Here is a 21,251-nt window from a genome sequence, read left to right as displayed (position 1 = left end):
AATGGCACAAAAACCGCTTGAAGGGATGCCGCTGGTCCTGATGACCGTGGCGCTGTCGCTGGCCACGTTCATGCAGGTGCTGGACTCGACCATCGCCAACGTGGCTATCCCCACCATTGCCGGAAACCTGGGCGCGTCTAACTCGCAGGGCACCTGGGTGATCACCTCGTTTGGCGTAGCCAATGCGATTTCGATCCCCCTGACCGGCTGGCTGGCCAGACGCATCGGTGAAGTGAAGCTCTTTACCTGGGCGACCATTCTGTTTGCCGTCGCCTCCTGGGCGTGCGGCATGTCAGAGAGCCTGGAGATGCTGATCTTCTTCCGTATCCTGCAGGGGATCGTGGCGGGTCCGCTGATCCCGCTGTCGCAAAGTCTGTTGCTCAGCAACTATCCGCCTGCTAAACGCAGTATCGCGCTGTCGCTGTGGGCGATGACGGTGATCGTAGCGCCAATCTGCGGCCCGATTCTGGGCGGCTGGATCAGCGACAACTATCACTGGGGCTGGATCTTCTTCATCAACGTACCGATTGGTGCGGTGGTGGTGATGCTGACGCTGCAGACGCTGCGAGGCCGGGAAACCAAAACCGAAATTCGCCCCATCGATACGGTCGGTCTGGTGCTGCTGGTCGTCGGGATCGGCTGTCTGCAGGTGATGCTCGATCGCGGGAAAGAGCTCGACTGGTTCAGCTCGACGGAGATCATCGTGCTGGGGGTAGTGGCCGTGATTGCGCTCTCCGTGCTGCTGGTGTGGGAGCTGACGGACGATCATCCGATCATCGACCTGTCGCTGTTTAAGTCGCGCAATTTCACTATCGGCTGCCTGTCGATCAGTCTGGCTTACATGCTCTACTTTGGCTCGATTGTGCTGCTGCCGCAGCTGCTGCAGGAGGTCTACGGCTATACCGCAACCTGGGCCGGTCTGGCCTCTGCGCCGGTGGGGATCATCCCCGTGATCCTGTCGCCGATTATCGGTCGCTTCGCCCACAAGCTCGACATGCGACGGCTGGTCACCTTCAGTTTCATTATGTATGCGGTCTGCTTCTACTGGCGCGCCTGGACGTTTGAACCGGGTATGGACTTCGGCGCTTCCGCCTGGCCGCAGTTTATTCAGGGCTTTGCCGTGGCCTGCTTCTTTATGCCGCTGACCACCATCACGCTGTCGGGCCTTCCCCCGGAGCGTCTGGCGGCGGCATCCAGCCTGTCGAACTTCCTGCGAACCTTTGCCGGGTCAGTGGGTACGTCGATTACCACCACCATGTGGACCAATCGCGAGTCAATGCATCACAGCTATCTGACGGAGTCGATTACCCCGTACAACGTCAATTCGCAGCAGATGTACAGCCAGCTGGAGGGCATGGGGATGACGCAGCAACAGGCGTCAGCCTGGATCGCGCAGCAGATCACTAACCAGGGACTGATTATTTCAGCGAATGAAATTTTCTGGGCGTCGGCGGGGGTGTTTCTGATCCTGCTGGTGCTGATCTGGTTTGCCCGTCCGCCGTTTGGCGCGGGCGGCGGTGGCGGTGGCGCGCACTGATGAGACAAAGCAAAACGGGCCTTTCGGCCCGTTTTTTTATGCGTTCTGACGCCACCATTCGGCGAGCAGCACGCCGGTGGCAACCGAGACGTTAAGGCTCTCGACGTTGCCGGTGCCGCCAATCGACACGCTCATATCCCCCTGCTGAAACGCCGTGTCAGAGAGACCTTCGCGCTCCTGACCTAACACCAGCACCATTTTTTCCGGCAGCTCAGCCTGAGCCAGTGGCGTACCCTGATGGCTGGAGGTGGTGACGATGGTGTAACCCGCTTTGCGAAACGCTTCCAGACCTTCACTGAAGGTGGCACCGCTGATCGCCTGCACATGCTCGGCTCCGCCCTCTGCGGTTCGCACCGCCGCACCGGACTCCAGCAGAGAGGCGTCGTTGACCAGCAGACCTTTCACGCCAAAGTGCGCGCAGCTGCGCATGATTGCGCCGAGGTTATGCGGGTTGCTGACATCTTCCAGTGCCAGTACACAATCTTTGGCATTCGCCTGACCCAGCCACTCAGAAACCGCCATACCCATGCGCTTTTTGATCAGGAAGCAGACGCCGCCATGATGCTCAGTGCCGGAGGCTTTGGTGATCTCTGCATCTTCAACCACATGATAGGCTTTGCGGTTGGCCGCCAGCCAGCGCAGGGTTTCGCGGAAACGCGGTGTCACTTCCTGCACAAACCAGGCGCGGACAATCGCTTCCGGACGGCTCTGGAACAGGGCCTGACAGGCGTTCTCACCATAGACGCGCGTCTCTTCGTTACGCTGACGACGAATCTGCTCCGGATCGACGAAGCTCTTGCCGCTGATGCCGCCGTGATCGGGCTTGTCGCTTTCTGACGCCGCGGTGCGATCGGCAGAAGGCGCGCGTGACACAGTCCGCCATGGGGAGTCGCTGCTGCCGTAGCTACGATCGTCGGAGCGCTCGTTGCGACGGCCTGAACCCTCACCCGAGCGGCGTGGCGCACCCCGTCCGCCTTCGTCGCGGCGCGCTGAACCGCTGCGTCCGCTGTCGTCGCTGCGACGACCCGCAGAGCGGCCGCCTTCCTGGCTACGTTCTGCACGGGAACCCGATGAACGACGATTATCATCCTGGCGGGCAGCAGCGTAACCACCTTTGCCTGTACGAGGATTAGATGTGCTCTTTTCATCCTCGCCACGCACGTACATCACCTTAACCTTACCGCTTTTGCCTTTAAATTCGTCGTTCATGTCTTCCTCCTGCATTGAGAGCGCGCAGATTACCTGATGTGCCGGCGCTTAGCTATCAACTATTGAACCTATAGAGCGATCCAGATTGAGGGTAAATCGCTCCCCTTTCATAATGGACAATAATTACCAGACTGACACTTTCCAACTTCAGAGGTTCCTATGAATACGGTATGCGCTTCCTGCCAGGCAACTAATCGCGTTCCCGAAGAGCGCCTTGCCGATGCGGCGAAATGCGGACGCTGTGGAAGCGAACTGTTCGACGGTGAAGTGGTCAACGCCACCGCCGCGACCTTCGACAAATATCTTCAGGACGACCTGCCCGTCGTGATTGATTTCTGGGCGCCGTGGTGCGGTCCGTGCGTCAACTTTGCGCCGGTCTTTAAAGATGTCGCCAGTGAGCGCAGCGGTAAAGTGCGTTTCATTAAAGTGAACACCGAAGCGGAACCGGCGCTGAGCGCCCGCTTCAACATTCGCAGTATCCCGACCATCATGCTGTTTAAAAACGGCGAGCGGGTCGACATGCTGAACGGTGCCATGCCCAAAGCGCCGTTTAACGAATGGCTGGACGAATCCCTTTAATCTTCCCAGGCCAGCCCGGCTGGCCTTTTCCTTTTCGCCTGCGCTTCGATTACACTGACGTTTTTCCTGCCCTGAATACTCATGTCTGATAATGCTGTTTTGCGCTTGCGCACCCAACGTCTCGCCCGCGCGACCCGTCCTTTCCTCGCGCGCGGAAACCGGGTCATTCGCTGCCAGGGCTGCCTGCTGCCCGAGGCCAGCTGTCTCTGCAGCCAGATCGTCCCGCAAGCCGCCCGCAGCCGCTTTTGTCTGGTGATGTTTGATACCGAGCCGATGAAGCCGAGCAACACCGGCCGTCTGATTGCCGATATTCTGCCCGACACCCAGGCCTTCGGCTGGTCACGCACCGAGCCCGATCCGCTGCTGCTGGCGGCTGTGCGCAACCCCGATTACCAGCCGCTGGTGGTCTTTCCGGCCAGCTATGCCGATTCGGGCCGGGAGGTGCTGACCTCGCCGCCCGCGCAGGGAAAACCGCCGCTGTTTATTATGCTGGATGGCACCTGGACCGAAGCGCGCAAAATGTTCCGCAAAAGCCCCTGGCTCGATGCCCTGCCGGTCATGTCGCTGAATGTCACTACTCCTTCGCGTTACACGCTACGCGAAGCCCATGGCGCAGGTCAGCACTGTACCGCCGAAGTCGCCGCGGCACTGCTGGAGCAGGCGGGCGATCGGCTCGCGGCAGACGCGTTATCTCACCATTTTGATCGCTTTCGTGCCGCCTACCTGGCAGGCAAACCGCATCATGCCGGGCAGGATTAACCGGCCCCGCTTCTCACCGGTTGCCTGAGGCCTGCGCGGCCGGATGCTCAGGCTGCGATCTGCCCGAAAGCACGGCCCGCAAAAAGCGTTTACAATCACGCAAATCCCGAACTCTGGAGGACGCGATGAGTCAACGTGGGCTGGAAGCGCTGTTACGACCTAAATCCATTGCGGTTATTGGTGCCTCGGTGACGCCGGGGCGCGCCGGCTACTTTATGATGCGAAACCTGCTGGCGGGCGGATTCAGCGGACCGGTGCTGCCGGTGACACCGAAATATAAGGCGGTCAGCGGTGTCCTGGCCTGGCCCACCATCGACAGCCTGCCTTTCGCGCCGGATCTGGCGGTCATCTGCACCCATTCAAAGCGCAACCTTGCGCTGCTGCAACAGCTCGGCGAAAAAGGCTGCAAGGCCTGCATCATCCTTTCGGCCCCCGCCAGCCAGTCTGCTGAACTTAAAGCGTGCGCCAGTCAGTGGCAGATACGCCTGCTGGGACCAAACAGTCTTGGCCTGCTGGCCCCCTGGCAGGGATTAAATGCCAGCTTCTCACCGGTGCCGATAGCCAAAGGCCGACTCGCCTTTATCTCCCAGTCCGCCGCCGTCTCGAATACCATTCTCGACTGGGCGCAGCAGCGTAACCTCGGGTTCTCCTGGTTTATCGCTCTGGGTGACAGCCTGGACACCGATGTCGACGACCTGCTCGACTTCCTGGCGCGCGACGGTAAAACCAGCGCCATTCTGCTCTACCTTGAACACCTCAGTGACGCACGCCGTTTCGTTTCTGCCTCGCGCAGTGCCTCCCGCAACAAGCCGATTCTGGTGATCAAGAGCGGTCGCAGCCGTGAAGCGCAGGCGCTGCTCGGCACCCACAGCGGCCTGGATGCGGCCTGGGATGCCGCCATTCAGCGTGCCGGGTTGCTACGGGTGCAGGATACCCATGAGCTCTTCTCTGCGGTGGAATCGCTAAGTCATATGCGGCCGCTGCGGGGTGACCGGCTGATGATCGTCAGTAATGGTGCCGCCCCTGCTGCGCTGGCGCTGGATGAGCTCTATGCCCGCAACGGCAAACTGGCACAGCTCAGCGAACAGACCCGTCAGCAGCTGGAGGCGCTGCTGCCCGCAGGCGCGGGCCGGGGAAATCCGCTCGACTTAAAGGATGATGCAACGCCCGCGCGCTATGCCGCCTGTGTGGAGATCCTGCTCGACAGTCATGACTTTGATGCGCTGATGATTATTCATGCGCCAAGCGCGGTTGCGCCCCCTACCGAAACGGCCAGCCACCTTATCGAAACCCTTGCCCGTCACCCGCGCGGTAAGCGGGTAACCCTGCTGACTAACTGGAGCGGAGAGTTCTCTTCGCAGGCGGCACGACGCGCCTTTACCCAGGCGGGAATCCCCACCTGGCGCACGCCGGAGGGCACCGTCACCGCGTTTATGCATCAGGTTGAATACCGGCGTAACCAGAAGCAGCTGCGCGAAACCCCTGCCCTCCCCGCGACGCTGACGCAGGATAGCGCGCATGTTCACCAGTTACTCTCCCAGGCCCTGGCGCGCGGGATCACGGCGCTGGATACGCACGAAGTGCAGCCGGTTCTTCAGGCATACGGGCTGACCACGCTGCCAACCTGGATTGCCAGCGACAGCGCGTCGGCCGTAACGATTGCCGACCAGATTGGCTATCCGGTGGCGCTCAAGCTGCGTTCACCCGATATCGCGCATAAGTCGGAGGTGCAGGGGGTGATGCTCTACCTGCGCAATGCCAGTGAAGTGGAGCGCGCCGCCGAAGCCATTTTCGATCGGGTCAGGCAGACGCTGCCGCAGGCGCGTATTGAAGGGCTACTGGTTCAGGGCATGGCAAGCCGTGCGGGCGCACAGGAGCTGCGGGTTGTGGTCGAACAGGATGCACTGTTTGGTCCGATCATCATGCTGGGCGAAGGCGGCGTCGAATGGCAGGCTGACAAACAGGCCGCCGTTGCGCTGCCGCCGCTCAACATGACGCTGGCGCGCTATCTGGTGATTCAGGCAATCAAGAGCGGAAAAATCCGCAGCCGCAGCGCCCTGAATCCGCTGGATATCGCCGGATTAAGTCAGCTGCTGGTGCAGGTCTCAAACCTTGTGGTCGACTGCCCGGAAATCGATCGGCTCGATATCCATCCGCTGCTGGCGGCGGGTAGTGATTTTACCCTGCTGGACGTCACCCTGACGCTGGCCCCCTTCCACGGTGACAATGAAGCACGGCTGGCTATCCGCCCTTATCCGCAGCATCTGGAAGAGCAGGTCGAATTAAAAGATGGGCAGTTCTGCCTGTTCCGTCCCATCCTGCCTGAAGATGAACCCCTGCTGCGCGACTTTATCAGCCAGGTCACGAAAGAGGATCTCTACTACCGCTACTTCAGCGAAATCAATGAGTTTACCCATGAAGACCTCGCCAACATGACGCAAATCGATTATGACCGTGAGATGGCGATTGTGGCCGTGCGTCAGCATCAGGGACACCCTGAGATCATCGGCGTCACGCGTGCTATCTCAGATGCCGATAACATCGACGCCGAGTTCTCGGTGCTGGTGCGTTCTGACCTCAAAGGGCTGGGTATGGGACGCCGCCTGCTGGAAAAGATGATCCGTTATACGCGCCATCACGGCTTGCAACAATTAAACGGTATCACCATGCCCCACAACCGCGGCATGATTACGCTGGCACGAAAACTTAACTTTCATGTTGATATTCAACTGGATGACGGTATTGTCAGCCTGAAATTGCCTTTACAGGAGGGGATCAACTAACCTTGTAGAGAAAGGTAAAAAAGGTTCGGGTCGACGGAGTTAATGTTATTATTTATGGTTATAACCCTGATTTGATGGCAAAAGGCCATGCAATGAACAGAGAAGAAGTGCACTGTGATGTTGTCTAAATTCAAACGTAATAAACACCAACAACACCTCGCACAGTTGCCGAAACTGTCACAATCCGTTGCGGATGTGTCGACACTTTACTCGCCTGCCGAATTTCGTGAGACGCTGCTGGAAAAAATTGCCGCAGCGCAGACCCGCATCTGTATCGTTGCGCTCTATCTGGAAAATGATGATGCCGGGCGCGCCATCATGGATGCGCTCTACCGTGCGAAGCAGGCGCGTCCGGAACTGGATATTTCAATTCTGGTTGACTGGCATCGTGCACAGCGTGGACGCATTGGTGCCGCGCGAGGCGTCACTAATGCGGACTGGTATTGCGAAATGGCGACCCGCCATGCCGACATTGCGATTCCGGTGTATGGCATCCCGGTTAATACCCGCGAAGCGCTGGGTGTGCTCCATCTGAAAGGCTTCATTATTGATGACACGCTGATCTACAGCGGAGCCAGCATTAATGATGTCTATCTGCATCAGCATGATAAATATCGCTATGACCGCTACCAGATCATCCGCAATGCTCAGCTGACCGATACCATGTATGCCTGGATCGATCTCAACCTTAAGCCAGCCGAAGCGGTCAACCGTCTCGACGCGGCAGAACGCCCTTCCAGTCCTGAAATCAAAAATGAAACGCGTCAGTTTCGTCAGGATCTGCGTGGCTTTAACTATCAGTTCGACGGAAATGCGGGTAACGAAGAGCTGGCGGTCACCCCGCTGGTGGGATTGGGTAAGCATAGCCTGCTGAACAAAACGATTTTCCACCTGATGCCCTGTGCAGAGCAGAAACTCATTATCTGCACCCCCTACTTCAACCTGCCTGCGCTGCTGGTTCGCAATATCATTCATCTGCTGCGTCAGGGTAAGCAGGTTGAGATCATTGTGGGGGATAAAACCGCCAATGACTTCTACATCGCCCCCGATCAGCCCTTCAAGATCATTGGTGCGCTGCCTTATCTCTATGAGATTAACCTGCGTCGCTTCCTGAGCCGCCTGCAATACTACGTCAGCAACGAACAGCTGGTCGTACGGTTGTGGAAGGATGGCGAGAACAGCTATCACCTCAAAGGGATGTGGGTGGATGATGAGTGGCAGCTGATCACCGGTAATAATCTCAATCCGCGCGCATGGCGACTCGATCTGGAAAATGCGGTGCTGATCCACGATCCGCATCAGGAGTTAGCAGTCCAGCGTGAGAAGGAGCTGACGTTAATCCGGCAGCACACCACGGTCGTGAACCATTTCCGTGAACTCGAAAGTATTGCGGATTATCCAGCCAAGGTGCGGAAACTGATCCGCCGTCTGCGCCGGATCCGTATCGATCGTTTAATCAGCCGTATTCTTTAAAAGGTTGACGCTCAGAGGCCGCACTATGTGAATCCTGCGGCCCGGAGCAGGCAAAGAGGGATATGAGAGCCGATCGGATGGCACAGATTCCGCCCGGGATGCCGCCGGTACAGCCAGCGGCATTGCCCCGTGGAATCCAGGCCAGTAATCGCGTCAGAGCCTGATTCCCTTCCCGCGCTTATGCAGTAACAGCGACACCACAAAGGCCACCGCCCCCATCGCGGAGACATACCAGAAGAAGGTTGTCTCAATGCCCTGCTTCTTCATCAGTAAGGCCACATACTCGGCCGACCCACCGAAAATCGCATTGGCGACCGCATAGGAGAGTCCTACCCCCAGCGCACGCACCTGAGGCGGAAACATTTCGGCTTTAAGGATGCCGCTGATGGCGGTGTAGAAGCTGGTGATTAGCAGCGCCAGCATGATCAACACGAAAGCCACGCCGGGGCTCTGCACATTTTGCAGCAGCGTCAGGATCGGAACTGTACAGATGGCCGCGCCCGCGCCAAAAATCATCATTGAGGTACGACGGCCAATTTTATCTGACAGGGCCCCAATAATGGGCTGAATCAGCATAAAGACCAGCAGTGCGCCGGTCATCAGGCCGCTGGCGGTCTTAGGATCCATTCCCGAGGTGTTAACCAGATACTTCTGCATATAGGTTGTGAACGTGTAGAAACTCAGAGAGCCGCCAGCGGTGAAACCCAGCACCATCAGGAAGGGACGGGTATGATTGCGCAGCAACCCGATTACGCTTCCTGCATCGCGATGTTCACGGCTGGTTTTATCTGAGGTCTCTTCCAGCGATCGGCGCAGCCAGAGCGCAACAACGGCGAGCAGCGCGCCAAGGAAGAACGGAATACGCCAGCCCCAGCTCCGCAGTTCTGCATCGGTGAGCAGAAACTGCAACACCACGACGGTGAGCACTGCGGCTAACTGGCCTCCGATCAGCGTGACATACTGGAATGAGGCATAAAAACCTTTGCGCCCTTCCAGCGCAACTTCGCTCATGTAGGTTGCGCTGGTTCCATACTCGCCCCCTACCGACAGGCCCTGAAACATACGCGCCAGCAGCAGAATGACCGGAGCCGCCACACCAATGGAGGCATAACCGGGTAAGCAGGCGATCACCAGTGAGCCAAAACACATCATACAGACTGAAACCAGCATCGAATTTTTTCGGCCATGTTTGTCGCCGATATAGCCGAACAGCCAGCCCCCTATCGGACGCATTAAGAAGCCGGCCGCAAATACGCCCGCTGTCTGGAGCAGCTGGGTCGTGGTATCGCCCTGCGGGAAGAAAATATGGGCAAAATAGAGTGAGAAGAATGAATAGACATAAAAGTCGAACCACTCTACCAGGTTACCCGATGACGCACCGACGATGGCCCAGATACGCTTTTTTGTATCATCCGTCTGCATTTTATTTGTTGTGGGTGTCATGCCTTACCTCTGTTCCTTGCTGATCAACAGCGTTTAAAGTATGAGTAAAGCATTTAAGTCCACGGAAGGTAAAGGCGGCCTAATCTGAGATTATTATTGTGAGCCGCATCGCTAATTATCGAAAAATCAGCGGTTTGCTGGCGATAAAGGCAGGGAAAATGGAGGGTCAGAAAGTGAAGGAATGCAGAGGATCAGCGCCGCATTTCAGTATAAAAAAGAAAAATTCAGACGTAAAAAAGCCCCGCACGTCGGTGCGGGGCTTCTTCACTTATATAATGCCTGGCAGTTCCCTACTCTCGCATGGGGAGGCCCCACACTACCATCGGCGCTACGGCGTTTCACTTCTGAGTTCGGCATGGGGTCAGGTGGGACCACCGCGCTAAAGCCGCCAGGCAAATTCTTTGTGCTCTGTCCTGTGTCTTCTGTGCTGATGCTGCGTTGGCCGCCCTCCCGCTGCTCAGTCACATACGTCAGTATGCTCCTTCACATCGCTCGGTTGCCGCCTTGCCTCAGCGCAGAATCCTTCGGACTTGACTCCGCAGGACACAACTGTTATCCGGTAACAAAGTTCGCGCGGGCTGACAAGCGTTTATTGCGAAAAGATTACTGTTCGAAGTAATTTTCACCAAATCGCGCTATTTCGCTACGATTTGCCTGGTAACTGTGCAAATTCATGGGCAAAACGGCTCACCTGTTGCCAGTCCGTGTATTCCACTTCTTTCGTTGCATCGGTTTCACCGCCGGTCATACGCATAATCAGCTGAATCATCACACGGTCAAACCAGCGATAGCGGGGATAATAGAGCGCCCCTGCGAATACGGCACAGCAGTCAGGCTGCCATGGAGACTGCAATAAGAACTTCCGGGTATAGGCATTCGTTTCAGGAGAACGCTTTTCAGGTTTGCGTGCCGTGAGGTTTACCGAAAAGAAACCGCTGGTACGCTGCTGCAGCGCAGGGAGATGTTGCTTAACGAAGGTCTCGACGACCGGCTGAAAATGGCCATAGCGGATCGAGGCGCCAATCAGTACGCGATCATACTGTGTCCAGTCAGGCACAGCGGCATCCTGGATGTTCAGCACATCACACGGCTGCTGCTGCCGGATGGTCTCTGCAAGAGCGGAAGCAATCTTCTGCGTTTGCCCGTCGCGGGTGGAATAGAGAATCAGCGCTTTCATGTCAGCATCCTTATTAATTATTCACGCCAGAAAGTAGGCGTAAACAGCACCAGCAAGGTGAAAACCTCGAGACGCCCGAACAACATGGTAGAGATAAGTATCCATTTCGCCACATCATTCATCGACGTGAAGTTGTCTGCCACGACGCCTAAGCCCGGCCCGAGGTTATTCAGCGTGGCGGCAACGGCAGCAAAAGCGGAGAAGTCATCGACGCCCGTGGCGATGATCGCCAGCATGCTCACCAGGAACACCAGCGCATAGGCCGAGAAGAATCCCCAGACGGCTTCCAGGATACGCTCCGGCAGCGCACGATTGCCCAGCTTAATGGTGTACACCGCATTCGGGTGAACCAGACGCTTAAGCTCGCGGTTACCCTGTTTGCACAACAGCAGAATGCGGATCACCTTCAGGCCACCCCCGGTTGAACCGGCACAGCCACCAATGAAAGCTGAGCACAACAGCAGAACCGGCAGGAACAGCGGCCAGCGAGCGATACTGTCGGTCGTGAAACCCGCCGTCGTCGCCATGGATACCACCTGGAAAAAGGCCTGGTTCAGGGTCTGCCAGCCGCTGGCATAGACATTGTGGAACCAGAGCACCACCGTACAGATCAGAACCAGCGTCAGCTGAACGCCGATAAACATGCGGAACTCCGGGTCCCGCCAGTACACGCGCAGGTTACGTCCGCTTAGCATGGAAAAGTGCAGGCCGTAGTTACAGCCGGAGATCAGCAGGAAGACCGCCACGATAGTATTGATGGTGCTGCTGTTAAAGTAGCCGATGCTGGCATCATGAGTTGAGAAGCCGCCAATGGCGATGGTCGAAAAGCTGTGGCCGATAGCATCGAACGCCGGCATGCCCGCCAGCCAGAGTGCCAGCGCACAGGCTACGGTCAGCAGAACATAGATCAGCCAGAGTGTCTTGGCCGTCTCGGCGATGCGCGGGCGCATTTTATTGTCTTTCAGGGGTCCCGGCATTTCAGCGCGATAGAGCTGCATGCCCCCGACGCCCAGAATCGGCAGGATGGCTACCGCTAACACGATGATCCCCATCCCGCCCAGCCACTGCAGCATCTGCCGGTAGAAGAGGATGGCCTTAGGCAGCGAGTCCAGCCCCACCAGCGTGGTGGCTCCGGTGGTTGTCAGGCCCGAGAAAGATTCAAAGAACGCATCCGTGACGGAAAGATGCGGCTGCTCCGCAAAGATAAAGGGCATGGCCCCTACGCTGCCCAGCACCGTCCAGAACAGGACGACGATCAGGAACCCTTCGCGGGGTTTGAGTTCGGTTTTCTTTTTACGGTTCGGCCACCACAGCAGCGAGCCGATCACCAGCGCCATCATAAATGTCTGGCTGAACGCCCGTCCCGCGCCATCGCGATAAATTAATGCGACGAGGCCGGGCAGAATCATTGTCACTGAAAAAAGAATTACCAGCAGACCGACGATGCGGGTAATGGCGCGAAAGTGCATTCAGCCGTTCCTTTAAATAAGAGAGATGAACATCATGGTGTGAGCGGGATCAGCGACAACGCGCCCCGGCTAAAGTCTGACAGATTTTTTTTGAACCCCTCGATCTGTCCGTAAGGCAATGCCAGCGTCAGCGCAATACGATCCTGATAGTGGCTGTCGGTCACCTTACCTTCAAAACGCTGCACCAGCCGTTCGATATCGCTGTGCTGTGCATAGTCGCATTGCAGCGTGAAAACCATCATCGGTACTTTGCGCTGTCGCGGTAACTGCTTCAGTCCCTGCTGGACGCCACCGCCATACGCCTTCACCAGGCCACCGGTGCCCAGCATGATGCCGCCGTAATAACGCACCACCACAGCGGTCACCTCGCCAATACCGGCACCCATCAGCTGCGCCAGCATCGGTTTCCCGGCGGTGCCCGACGGCTCACCATCATCCGAAAAACCGAGCTGCTGAGAGTCATTCGGCGCGCCCGCCACCCAGGCCCAGCAGTGATGCCGGGCAGCAGGATGCTCGCTTTTCACCTGCTGGACAAAGGCGCGCGCGGCCTCTGTCCCCTCGGTGTGCGCCAGCAGCGTAATAAAGCGACTCTTTTTGATGGTTTCCTCGCTGATGCTCACGGCCAGCGCGGGAATATCAAACGCGTCCATCAGGCCAGATGCAGATCGCGGGTCATGTTTTCAACGCGGTTTGGATGGATCACCACGTTATCTTCGATGCGAATGCCGCCATAAGGCCGAAGCGCATCAATCGCCTGCCAGTTAAAGTGCTGACTGAAACGGCCCTGACGCAGCGGCGCCAGTAACGAGTCGATAATATAGAAGCCCGGCTCGATGGTTAAGACCATGCCGGGTTGCAGCACGCGGGTGCAGCGAAGGTAAGGATACTGCGCAGGCGCGGCGAGATGGGTGCCCTGCTCATCCTGCATAAACCCGGCAACGTCATGCACCTGCAAGCCCAGCGGATGCCCCAGACCGTGTGGCATAAATGGCCCGGTCAGATCTTCAGCCACCAGCGCCTCTTCGCTGATTCCCTGCACCAGCTCAAACTTCAGCAACATCTTCGCAATACGCTGGTGCATCTGAAGATGATAATCGGTGTAGCGCACACCCGGTTTCAGCGTGGCGATTAAAGCCAGCTCCTCGGCGTTCATCGCCTCCACCATTCTGGCATAGAGCGAGCTGCTCTGCGCCGCATAGCTGCGGGTCAGATCGGCGGCGTAGCCCAGATATTCGGCGCCGGCATCAATCAGGAAGCTGTGACGTTTCGCCGGTGGCTGATGATCCAGGCGGGTGTAGTGCAGCACCGCCGCGTGTTCATTCAGCGCAATAATATTGCCGTACGGCACATCGGTATCACGATGGCCGGTCGCGGTCAGGTAAGCCTGATTGATGTCAAATTCGCTCAGGCCCGCAGAGAACGCCTCTTTGGCCGCGCGATGCCCCGCAACCGCCAGCTTCTGCGCCTGGCGCAGACAGGCCAGTTCATAGTCGGTTTTGATGCTGCGATGGTAGTGCAGAAAGTCGATGACCGCTTTAGGGTTGATGTTGTCTGAGGAGATTCCGAGCTGCGCCGCGCGCGCATTAACCGGCCCGATATAGGCGACATTATCACGCTGTGCAGGGAGCAGCTGCGCAATCTCATCGGCGTTTTTCAGGCCGATAACCTCGACATCTCCGGTCCAGAAACTGTCCGGCAGCGGTTCAACGTTATGCCAGTAATCCACCGGAGAGTAGAACCACAGTTTCGGTTTGTTCACGCCATCGATCCAGAGCCAGCAGTTAGGCACCTGCGTGACCGGCACCCAGGCTTTGAACTGCGGATTCACCTTAAACGGATAGGTGTGGTCATCCAGAAACACCGTCAGCAACTCACCGGAATGGATCAGCATCGCATCCAGTTTATTGTGTGCCAGCACCTGCTGCGCCCGTTGCTGCAACGTGGCGATGTGCGCGTGATACAAGGTCTTCAGTGAATCCATAGCCGTCTCTCCCGTGTCGCGAAATGGCCGCAGTTTAGCATACCCCTTGCTCAGATGCCGAAGCCGGCGTGGCTGTGATCTTGTTAGCAAATAAGCAAAGAGCGGTTTGCAAAAAATTAACATCACTCCCACACTCACGATCATCTGGTATGACCAGATCACCTTTCGCGGTTTCAGGAGACGCACATGCTCTACCAAGGCGCTAACCTTACCCTTCACTGGCTGGACGATGGCATCGCCGAGCTGGTTTTTGATGCCAAAGGCTCAGTCAACAAGCTGGATACGCAAACGGTCGCCAGTCTGGGCGAGGCTATTGCGGTCCTGGAACAGCAGCCAGCACTGCGCGGCCTGCTGCTGAGCTCCGCTAAACCCGCCTTTATCGTGGGTGCGGACATTACCGAGTTTCTTTCCCTGTTTAATGCCCCCACCGAAAAGCTGAGCCAGTGGCTGAGTTACGCCAACAGCATCTTCAACCGTCTGGAAGATTTGCCCGTGCCCACCCTGGCAGCCATTGATGGTTATGCGCTGGGTGGCGGATGTGAGTGCGTCCTGGCGACCGACCTGCGCATCGCCACTGCGGATGCCCGCATCGGCCTGCCGGAAACCAGACTCGGCATCATGCCAGGCTTTGGCGGCAGCGTAAGGTTGCCCCGCCTGCTGGGAGCCGACAGCGCGCTGGAAATTATTGCCGCCGGTAAAGATGTGGATGGCAATGCCGCGCTGAAACTGGGCCTGGTCGATGCGGTGGTTGCCCGTGACAAACTGCGCGAAGCGGGCATCACCATGCTCAGAGCGGCCGCCGAAGAGGGCAGCTGGCAGGCGCGCCGTGCGCCTAAACTGGCCCCGCTGAAGCTCAGCCCGATTGAGGCGGCGATGAGTTTTACCATTGCGAAGGGCATGGTGATACAGACCGCAGGAAAACACTACCCCGCTCCGCTGATGGCGGTAAAAACCATTGAGGCCGCGGCCAGTCTCGGTCGTGATGATGCGCTGAAGCTTGAAACGGCTGCATTTGTGCCGCTGGCGCAGTCTGACGAAGCGCGCGCACTGGTCGGCATCTTCCTCAACGATCAGTACGTTAAAGGGCTGGCAAAAAAACGCGCCAGCGAAAGCGGCGCACCTGCTCAGGCGGCAGTGCTGGGCGCAGGCATCATGGGCGGTGGCATCAGCTACCAGTCTGCCTGGAAAGGCGTGCCGGTCAGAATGAAAGATATCAACCCACAGGCGCTGACGCTGGGGATGAATGAAGCCAGCAAGCTGCTCAACACCCAGCTGGCGCGCGGAAAAATTGACGGTAACAGGCTGGCCAGCGTCATCGCCACCATCCAGCCCACGCTGGATTACGCCGGTTTTGAACAGGCCGACGTGGTGGTGGAAGCGGTGGTCGAGAACCCGCAGATCAAGGCTAAAGTGCTGGCTGAAACAGAGCGGCACCTGCGTGACGATGCCGTTCTGGCCTCGAATACTTCGACCATTCCTATCAGCCAGCTGGCGCAGGCGTTGCAGCGCCCGGAAAACTTCTGTGGCATGCACTTCTTTAACCCGGTGCCGCGTATGCCGCTGGTCGAAGTGATCCGGGGCGAGAAAACCAGTGAAGCGACCCTCGGCAAAGTGGTGGCCTGGGCCAGCAAAATGGGTAAAACCCCTATCGTGGTCAACGACTGCCCCGGCTTCTTTGTTAACCGGGTGCTGTTCCCCTACTTCGCCGCTTTCAGCCTGCTCCTGCGCGATGGCGCAGATTTCCGCCAGATAGATAAGGTCATGGAAAAACAGTTTGGCTGGCCGATGGGGCCGTCATGGCTGCTGGATGTCGTGGGCATCGATACGGCGCACCACGCGCAAAGCGTGATGGCTGACGGGTTCCCGGACCGCATGAAGCATGACTATCGCGACGCGATCGATCTGCTGTTTGAGGCTGGTCGCTTTGGTCAGAAAAATGGCAAAGGCTTCTGGCGCTGGGAAGAAGATAAAAAGGGCAAGCCAAAAAAAGTGGCCGATGCCGATGTCGATACGCTGCTGCAGCAGGCCTGTCAGCCCGCGCGAATCTTCAGCGATGAAGAGATTCTGAACCGCATGATGCTGCCGATGCTGAACGAAGTGGTGCGCTGCCTGGAAGAGAAGATTATCGCCTCACCGGCTGAAGCCGATATGGCGCTGGTGTATGGCCTCGGCTTCCCGCCTTTCCGTGGCGGGGCTTTCCGCTATCTCGATACTCTGGGCAACAGCAACGTGGTGGATCAGGCACGGCGTTATAGCGGCCTCGGTGGCCTGTATGCCCTGCCTGCCCTGCTGCTGCAGAAAGCCCATCAGCATGAAAGCTGGTATCCCGCCGCCAAACCGATTGATGAAGCCGCGCTGAAAAGCGCCTGAGGGCAAGAAGATGGAAAATGTGGTGATTATTGATGCCGTGCGCACGCCAATGGGCCGGTCAAAAGGCGGCGCCTTCCGTCATGTGCGCGCCGAAGATCTCTCTGCGCATCTGATGCGTGAACTGCTGAGCCGCAACCCGACCGTGAACCCGGCAGAGCTGGATGACATTCTCTGGGGCTGCGTGCAGCAGACGCTGGAGCAGGGATTTAATATCGCACGTAACGCTGCCCTGCTGGCCGAAATTCCCCACACGGTGCCAGCCAGCACCGTCAACCGGCTGTGCGGCTCTTCCATGCAGGCGCTGCACGATGCCGCCCGCGCCATTATGGTCGGTGATGCCCGGAGCTGTCTGATCGGCGGCGTGGAGCATATGGGGCATGTGCCGATGAACCACGGCGTCGACTTTCATCCCGGGCTGAGCCGGACGGTTGCCAAAGCCGCAGGGATGATGGGCCTGACGGCAGAAATGCTGGCGCGAATGCATCATATCAGCCGTGAGCAGCAGGATGCATTTGCCCTGCGTTCGCACCAGCGGGCCTGGCAGGCCACCCGGCGCGGCGACTTTGCGACAGAGATTGTCGCCACCTATGGTCATGACAGCGACGGCATCCTCAAACGTTATGATTTCGATGAAGTGATCCGTGAAGAGACCAGCGCCGAAGGCCTGGCGGCGCTGAAACCGGCTTTCGATCCGGTGAATGGCACCGTGACGGCGGGCTCCTCGTCAGCGTTGTCAGATGGCGCAGCCGCCATGCTGGTGATGAGCGAATCACGCGCCCGCGAGCTGGGACTGACGCCGCGCGCCCGCATCCGCAGCATGGCCGTGGTGGGCTGCGATCCTTCAATCATGGGCTATGGGCCGGTTCCGGCCAGTAGGCTGGCGTTAAAACGGGCGGGACTGAGCGTCAGCGATATCGACGTCTTTGAGCTGAACGAAGCCTTTGCTGCGCAGACACTGCCGTGCATCAAAGATTTAGGGTTGCTGGAGCAGCTGGATGAAAAGGTCAATCTGAATGGCGGCGCGATTGCGTTAGGCCATCCGCTGGGCTGTTCCGGCGCGCGTATCAGTACCACGCTGCTGAACATTATGGAACGACGCGATGCCAGCCTGGGCCTTGCCACCATGTGTATCGGGCTGGGCCAGGGGATCGCAACCGTATTCGAGCGTCTGTAATACGTTGCGTTTTTTTGTCAGATTTACCCGCCGTTACCGGCGGGTTTTTTCTGTCTGCTGCCGGCGATCAGATAAAGGCAAACGCATCGCCATACATCTGTGACTCGACTGCGCCACGCTCGGCACAGAAACGGTCGCGGGCAATCTTTGCCATCTCAAAGCGCCCGGCGATATAGATCTCATGTTCGCTCAGCGTGCTGAAATCCTGCATCACCGCGGTCAGTACCGTACCGGAACGTCCCTGCCAGCCCGCTTCAGGCTGTTCTACAACCGGGATCACTTTCAGGTTCGGGTGCTTCACCGCCAGCGCATTCAGCTCGTCCAGATCGTACAGATGCTTAAGCTCACGTCCGCCCCAGTAAATGGCGATATCGCGCTCCGGCTGTTCCGCCAGCGCGGTGAGCAGAATCGAACGGGCGTAGGAGAAGCCGGTGCCACCTGCAATCAGGATCAGCGGCTTACTGCTCTCTTCGCGCAGCCAGGCGTCACCGTGCGGCATATCGACGGTGATCTGGCGATCGTTGCGGATCCGATCCATCACCGCCATCGCATAGAGGTTGAGATCGGACGCGCCGATATGCAGCTCAATAATATCTTTTTCCATCGGCGTTGAGGCCAGTGAGAACGGACGCTTATCACGCTCATCCATCACGACCATCAGATACTGCCCCGCGCGAAAACTGAATTCCGCTTCAGGGATCAGGCGAACGCGATAGACCGTGTCGGTAATCGCCTCAACCGAAGTTACTTTACAGCTTAACGTTGTCATGCGTTCCCTCTGTCGGGTCGTCTTTATGGTTGTGCTCGCCATCAACGCTGTGGCGGCTGATCAAGAATACCTAGCTCATCCCAGATAGCATCAATGCGCGCCGTGACCGCAGGATCTTTAACAATGGGCGTACCCCATTCACGCTGCGTTTCACCCGGCCACTTATTGGTTGCATCAAGCCCCATCTTCGACCCCAGCCCGGAAACCGGCGAGGCGAAATCGAGATAGTCGATAGGGGTATTTTCGACTAATACCGTATCACGGGCCGGATCCATTCGCGTGGTGATCGCCCAGATCACATCATTCCAGTCGCGCGCATTAACATCATCGTCACACACAATAACAAATTTGGTGTACATGAACTGCCGCAAAAATGACCAGACGCCAAACATGACACGTTTGGCATGCCCTGCGTACTGCTTTTTAATCGTCACAACCGCCAGTCGGTAGGAGCAACCTTCAGGCGGCAGGTAGAAGTCCACGATCTCCGGGAACTGCTTAATCAGAATCGGTACCAGAACTTCATTCAGCGCCACGCCCAGTACGGCGGGTTCATCCGGCGGACGCCCGGTATAGGTGGAGTGATAGATCGGCTGACGACGCTGCGTGATATGCGTCACGGTAAATACCGGGAAGCTATCCACTTCATTATAGTAGCCGGTGTGGTCGCCGTAGGGGCCTTCTGGCGCCATATCGCCCGCTTCGATATACCCTTCCAGCACGATTTCCGCACTGGCCGGCACTTCGAGATCGTTCGACAGGCACTTCACCACTTCCGTTTTATTGCCGCGCAGCAGACCGGCAAACGCATATTCTGACAGCGTGTCAGGCACCGGCGTCACCGCGCCGAGGATGGTGGCAGGATCGGCGCCCAGCGCGACCGAAACCGGAAAACGTTCACCCGGATGCGCTTTCGTCCACTCCTGAAAATCAAGCGCGCCGCCACGGTGCGACAGCCAGCGCATGATCAGACGATTTTTACCGATCACCTGCTGACGGTAAATACCGAGATTCTGGCGCTCTTTGTGGGGGCCGCGCGTGACGGTCAGTCCCCAGGTAATCAGCGGTGCGGCATCGCCTGGCCAGCACTTCATGACCGGAATACGCGTCAGATCGACCTCATCACCGCTGAACACCTCTTCCTGACAGGGCGCATTACGCAGCCGTTTGGTCGGCATGTTCAGCACCTGCTTAAACTGTGGCATTTTATCGAACAGGTCGCGGAAGCCTTTTGGCGGCTCAGGCTCTTTAAGGAAGGCCAGCAGCTTACCCACTTCACGCAGGGCGCTCACCTCCTCCTGCCCCATGCCCATGGCCACGCGCTTAGGCGTGCCGAACAGGTTGCACAGCACCGGCATATCGTACCCTTTCGGGTTTTCAAACAGCAGGGCGGGGCCACCGGCACGCAGCGTGCGATCGGCAATCTCCGTCATTTCCAGTTCGGGATCGATGGACTGGGTAATGCGCTTTAGCTCACCGCGCTGTTCAAGCAGCGCGAGGAAGTCTCTCAAATCGTGGTATTTCATGCGGCTTTAACATTCCGGCCAGAGTGAATCGGCCATTATAGGTCTGATTACGCGGAGTTGCTGAGGTTTATACCGCAGCCTCATACGCACTGAAAGGGAACCAGCGGTTGCAGTTCGCGGGTATTGTGCATTCCCTGAATCGGGTCACCGTGGCGAAACAGCTTAAAGTCCTCGTTTCGCACGCTGTGATAGCGCAGCTGGTTGTCATGCAGGTGCAGAAAACTGCCTTCACGCAGGGCAATCACCGACTCCGTCGGGTTAACCGCGCAGAACTCCGCCAGACGCTCATCGCGGGTTTCGCCCATATGGCCGCTGACGCTGGCATCAAGATAGTGGGGATTGATCTGCACCGGAAAGAGTCCCAGCGCGGGCAGCACTACACTGCTGCGCACCGGCATATCGTTGGTGGTGCGGATGGAGGGCGTCGCCACATTGCAGCCCGCGCTCCAGCCGAGATAAGGCACCTGTCGCTCACGTACCGCACGCTGGATCGGGACGATGAGATCCTGCTCATGCAGCATCTGGTTCAGAAACCAGGTATTGCCGCCGCTGACCAGAATCAGTTCTGCCTGTGCAATCGCCTCAGCCGGTGAGGCAAAGGATTGAACCAGCCTGACCGGGATGCCCAGAGACGCCGTGAGTTCGGCGGCGCGCTGCTGCTGATCGCCCCGGATTATCGCGTAGGGGATAAGGACCGCCGAGCGGATAGCGCGTCGGGCGATCATCGCGTGCAGCTGCGGCTGCGCATAACCCAGCAGCGGCGCATCGTCCGCCAGCCTGCCATTGCTCAACAGAAAGAGTTCCATCAGACGTTCCTTTTGCAGGGGTGAAGGTTATCGAGTCTGATACAGAGTCCTGGTACACGTCAATTTCCCGTTACCGTTTCTGCACGCCTCCGGCCTGCTAAGAAAAGTCTCAATTTATTTTCTCTGCGGGCCGCTTTACCCTGCCCCTGCGCTATAACTCTGGCAACAGGTTTGCTATTCTTAGCGTCCATTCAAT

Annotated in this window: 16 protein-coding genes and 1 rRNA gene; 7 read left to right on the top strand and 10 right to left on the bottom strand. The window is 57.9% G+C overall.

What is annotated here, in order from left to right; genetic code table 11:
• Position 1 precedes the first annotated feature (1 nt).
• Positions 2-1,537, top strand: a complete 1,536-nt coding sequence (gene emrB, locus S7A_RS05110) for a multidrug efflux MFS transporter permease subunit EmrB (protein ID WP_009088545.1) — start codon at positions 2-4, stop codon at positions 1,535-1,537.
• A gap of 36 nt (positions 1,538-1,573) precedes the next feature.
• On the opposite strand, the gene S7A_RS05105 is transcribed toward emrB, so the two are convergent.
• Positions 1,574-2,746, bottom strand: coding sequence for a tRNA/rRNA methyltransferase (locus S7A_RS05105; RefSeq protein WP_009088544.1), 1,173 nt, complete (start codon positions 2,744-2,746; stop codon positions 1,574-1,576).
• 159 nt (positions 2,747-2,905) lie between these two features.
• Between S7A_RS05105 and trxC the strand changes: the two genes are divergently transcribed.
• The 4 genes from trxC (at position 2,906) to pssA (ending at position 8,340) form a co-directional block, all read left to right on the top strand.
• On the top strand, positions 2,906-3,325 hold the full coding sequence (gene trxC, locus S7A_RS05100) for a thioredoxin TrxC (protein ID WP_009088541.1): 420 nt from the start codon (positions 2,906-2,908) through the stop codon (positions 3,323-3,325).
• A gap of 81 nt (positions 3,326-3,406) precedes the next feature.
• Positions 3,407-4,084 (top strand): tRNA-uridine aminocarboxypropyltransferase, encoded by a 678-nt coding sequence (locus tag S7A_RS05095; protein ID WP_009088539.1) that lies wholly within the window; start codon positions 3,407-3,409, stop codon positions 4,082-4,084.
• Positions 4,085-4,209: 125 nt separating this feature from the next.
• Positions 4,210-6,867: a bifunctional acetate--CoA ligase family protein/GNAT family N-acetyltransferase gene (locus S7A_RS05090; protein ID WP_009088537.1), complete on the top strand. Its 2,658-nt coding sequence runs from the start codon at positions 4,210-4,212 to the stop codon at positions 6,865-6,867.
• Between the two features lie 117 nt (positions 6,868-6,984).
• Positions 6,985-8,340: a CDP-diacylglycerol--serine O-phosphatidyltransferase gene (gene pssA, locus S7A_RS05085; RefSeq protein ID WP_033736136.1), complete on the top strand. Its 1,356-nt coding sequence runs from the start codon at positions 6,985-6,987 to the stop codon at positions 8,338-8,340.
• A 153-nt stretch (positions 8,341-8,493) separates the two neighbouring features.
• On the opposite strand, the gene S7A_RS05080 is transcribed toward pssA, so the two are convergent.
• The 6 genes from S7A_RS05080 to pepQ all read right to left on the bottom strand — a co-directional run bounded on the left by S7A_RS05080 (position 8,494) and on the right by pepQ (position 14,410).
• Entirely contained in the window at positions 8,494-9,783 is a 1,290-nt protein-coding gene (locus S7A_RS05080; protein ID WP_009088534.1) for an MFS family transporter, read from the bottom strand.
• A gap of 277 nt (positions 9,784-10,060) precedes the next feature.
• Positions 10,061-10,176 (bottom strand): 5S ribosomal RNA (gene rrf, locus S7A_RS05075).
• A 250-nt stretch (positions 10,177-10,426) separates the two neighbouring features.
• Positions 10,427-10,960, bottom strand: coding sequence for a menaquinone-dependent protoporphyrinogen IX dehydrogenase (hemG, locus tag S7A_RS05070; protein WP_009088532.1), 534 nt, complete (start codon positions 10,958-10,960; stop codon positions 10,427-10,429).
• A gap of 17 nt (positions 10,961-10,977) precedes the next feature.
• A complete protein-coding gene (gene trkH / locus S7A_RS05065) occupies positions 10,978-12,429 on the bottom strand; it encodes a Trk system potassium transporter TrkH (protein ID WP_009088529.1) in 1,452 nt (483 codons plus the stop codon).
• Between the two features lie 32 nt (positions 12,430-12,461).
• Positions 12,462-13,079, bottom strand: a complete 618-nt coding sequence (locus S7A_RS05060; RefSeq protein WP_009088527.1) for an IMPACT family protein — start codon at positions 13,077-13,079, stop codon at positions 12,462-12,464.
• Positions 13,079-14,410 (bottom strand): Xaa-Pro dipeptidase, encoded by a 1,332-nt coding sequence (gene pepQ, locus S7A_RS05055; RefSeq protein WP_009088524.1) that lies wholly within the window; start codon positions 14,408-14,410, stop codon positions 13,079-13,081. Before pepQ ends, S7A_RS05060 begins: the two co-directional genes overlap by 1 nt.
• Positions 14,411-14,596: 186 nt before the next feature.
• On the opposite strand from pepQ, the gene fadB reads away from it, so the two are divergent.
• Complete coding sequence (gene fadB / locus S7A_RS05050; protein WP_009088522.1) at positions 14,597-16,780, top strand: fatty acid oxidation complex subunit alpha FadB; 2,184 nt, start codon at positions 14,597-14,599, stop codon at positions 16,778-16,780.
• 10 nt (positions 16,781-16,790) lie between these two features.
• On the top strand, positions 16,791-17,954 hold the full coding sequence (gene fadA / locus S7A_RS05045; RefSeq protein WP_009088521.1) for an acetyl-CoA C-acyltransferase FadA: 1,164 nt from the start codon (positions 16,791-16,793) through the stop codon (positions 17,952-17,954).
• 67 nt (positions 17,955-18,021) lie between these two features.
• Here fadA and fre read toward each other — a convergent pair whose 3' ends face one another.
• The 3 genes from fre to pepE all read right to left on the bottom strand — a co-directional run bounded on the left by fre (position 18,022) and on the right by pepE (position 21,055).
• On the bottom strand, positions 18,022-18,723 hold the full coding sequence (gene fre, locus S7A_RS05040) for an NAD(P)H-flavin reductase (protein ID WP_009088519.1): 702 nt from the start codon (positions 18,721-18,723) through the stop codon (positions 18,022-18,024).
• 41 nt (positions 18,724-18,764) lie between these two features.
• Entirely contained in the window at positions 18,765-20,249 is a 1,485-nt protein-coding gene (ubiD, locus tag S7A_RS05035) for a 4-hydroxy-3-polyprenylbenzoate decarboxylase (protein ID WP_009088516.1), read from the bottom strand.
• Between the two features lie 80 nt (positions 20,250-20,329).
• Complete coding sequence (gene pepE / locus S7A_RS05030; protein ID WP_009088514.1) at positions 20,330-21,055, bottom strand: dipeptidase PepE; 726 nt, start codon at positions 21,053-21,055, stop codon at positions 20,330-20,332.
• Positions 21,056-21,251: the final 196 nt, after the last annotated feature.

The organism is Pantoea sp. Sc1, assembly GCF_000255315.1.
Lineage (GTDB): Bacteria > Pseudomonadota > Gammaproteobacteria > Enterobacterales > Enterobacteriaceae > Pantoea > Pantoea anthophila.
This window is presented reverse-complemented; position numbering and strand designations above follow the sequence as displayed.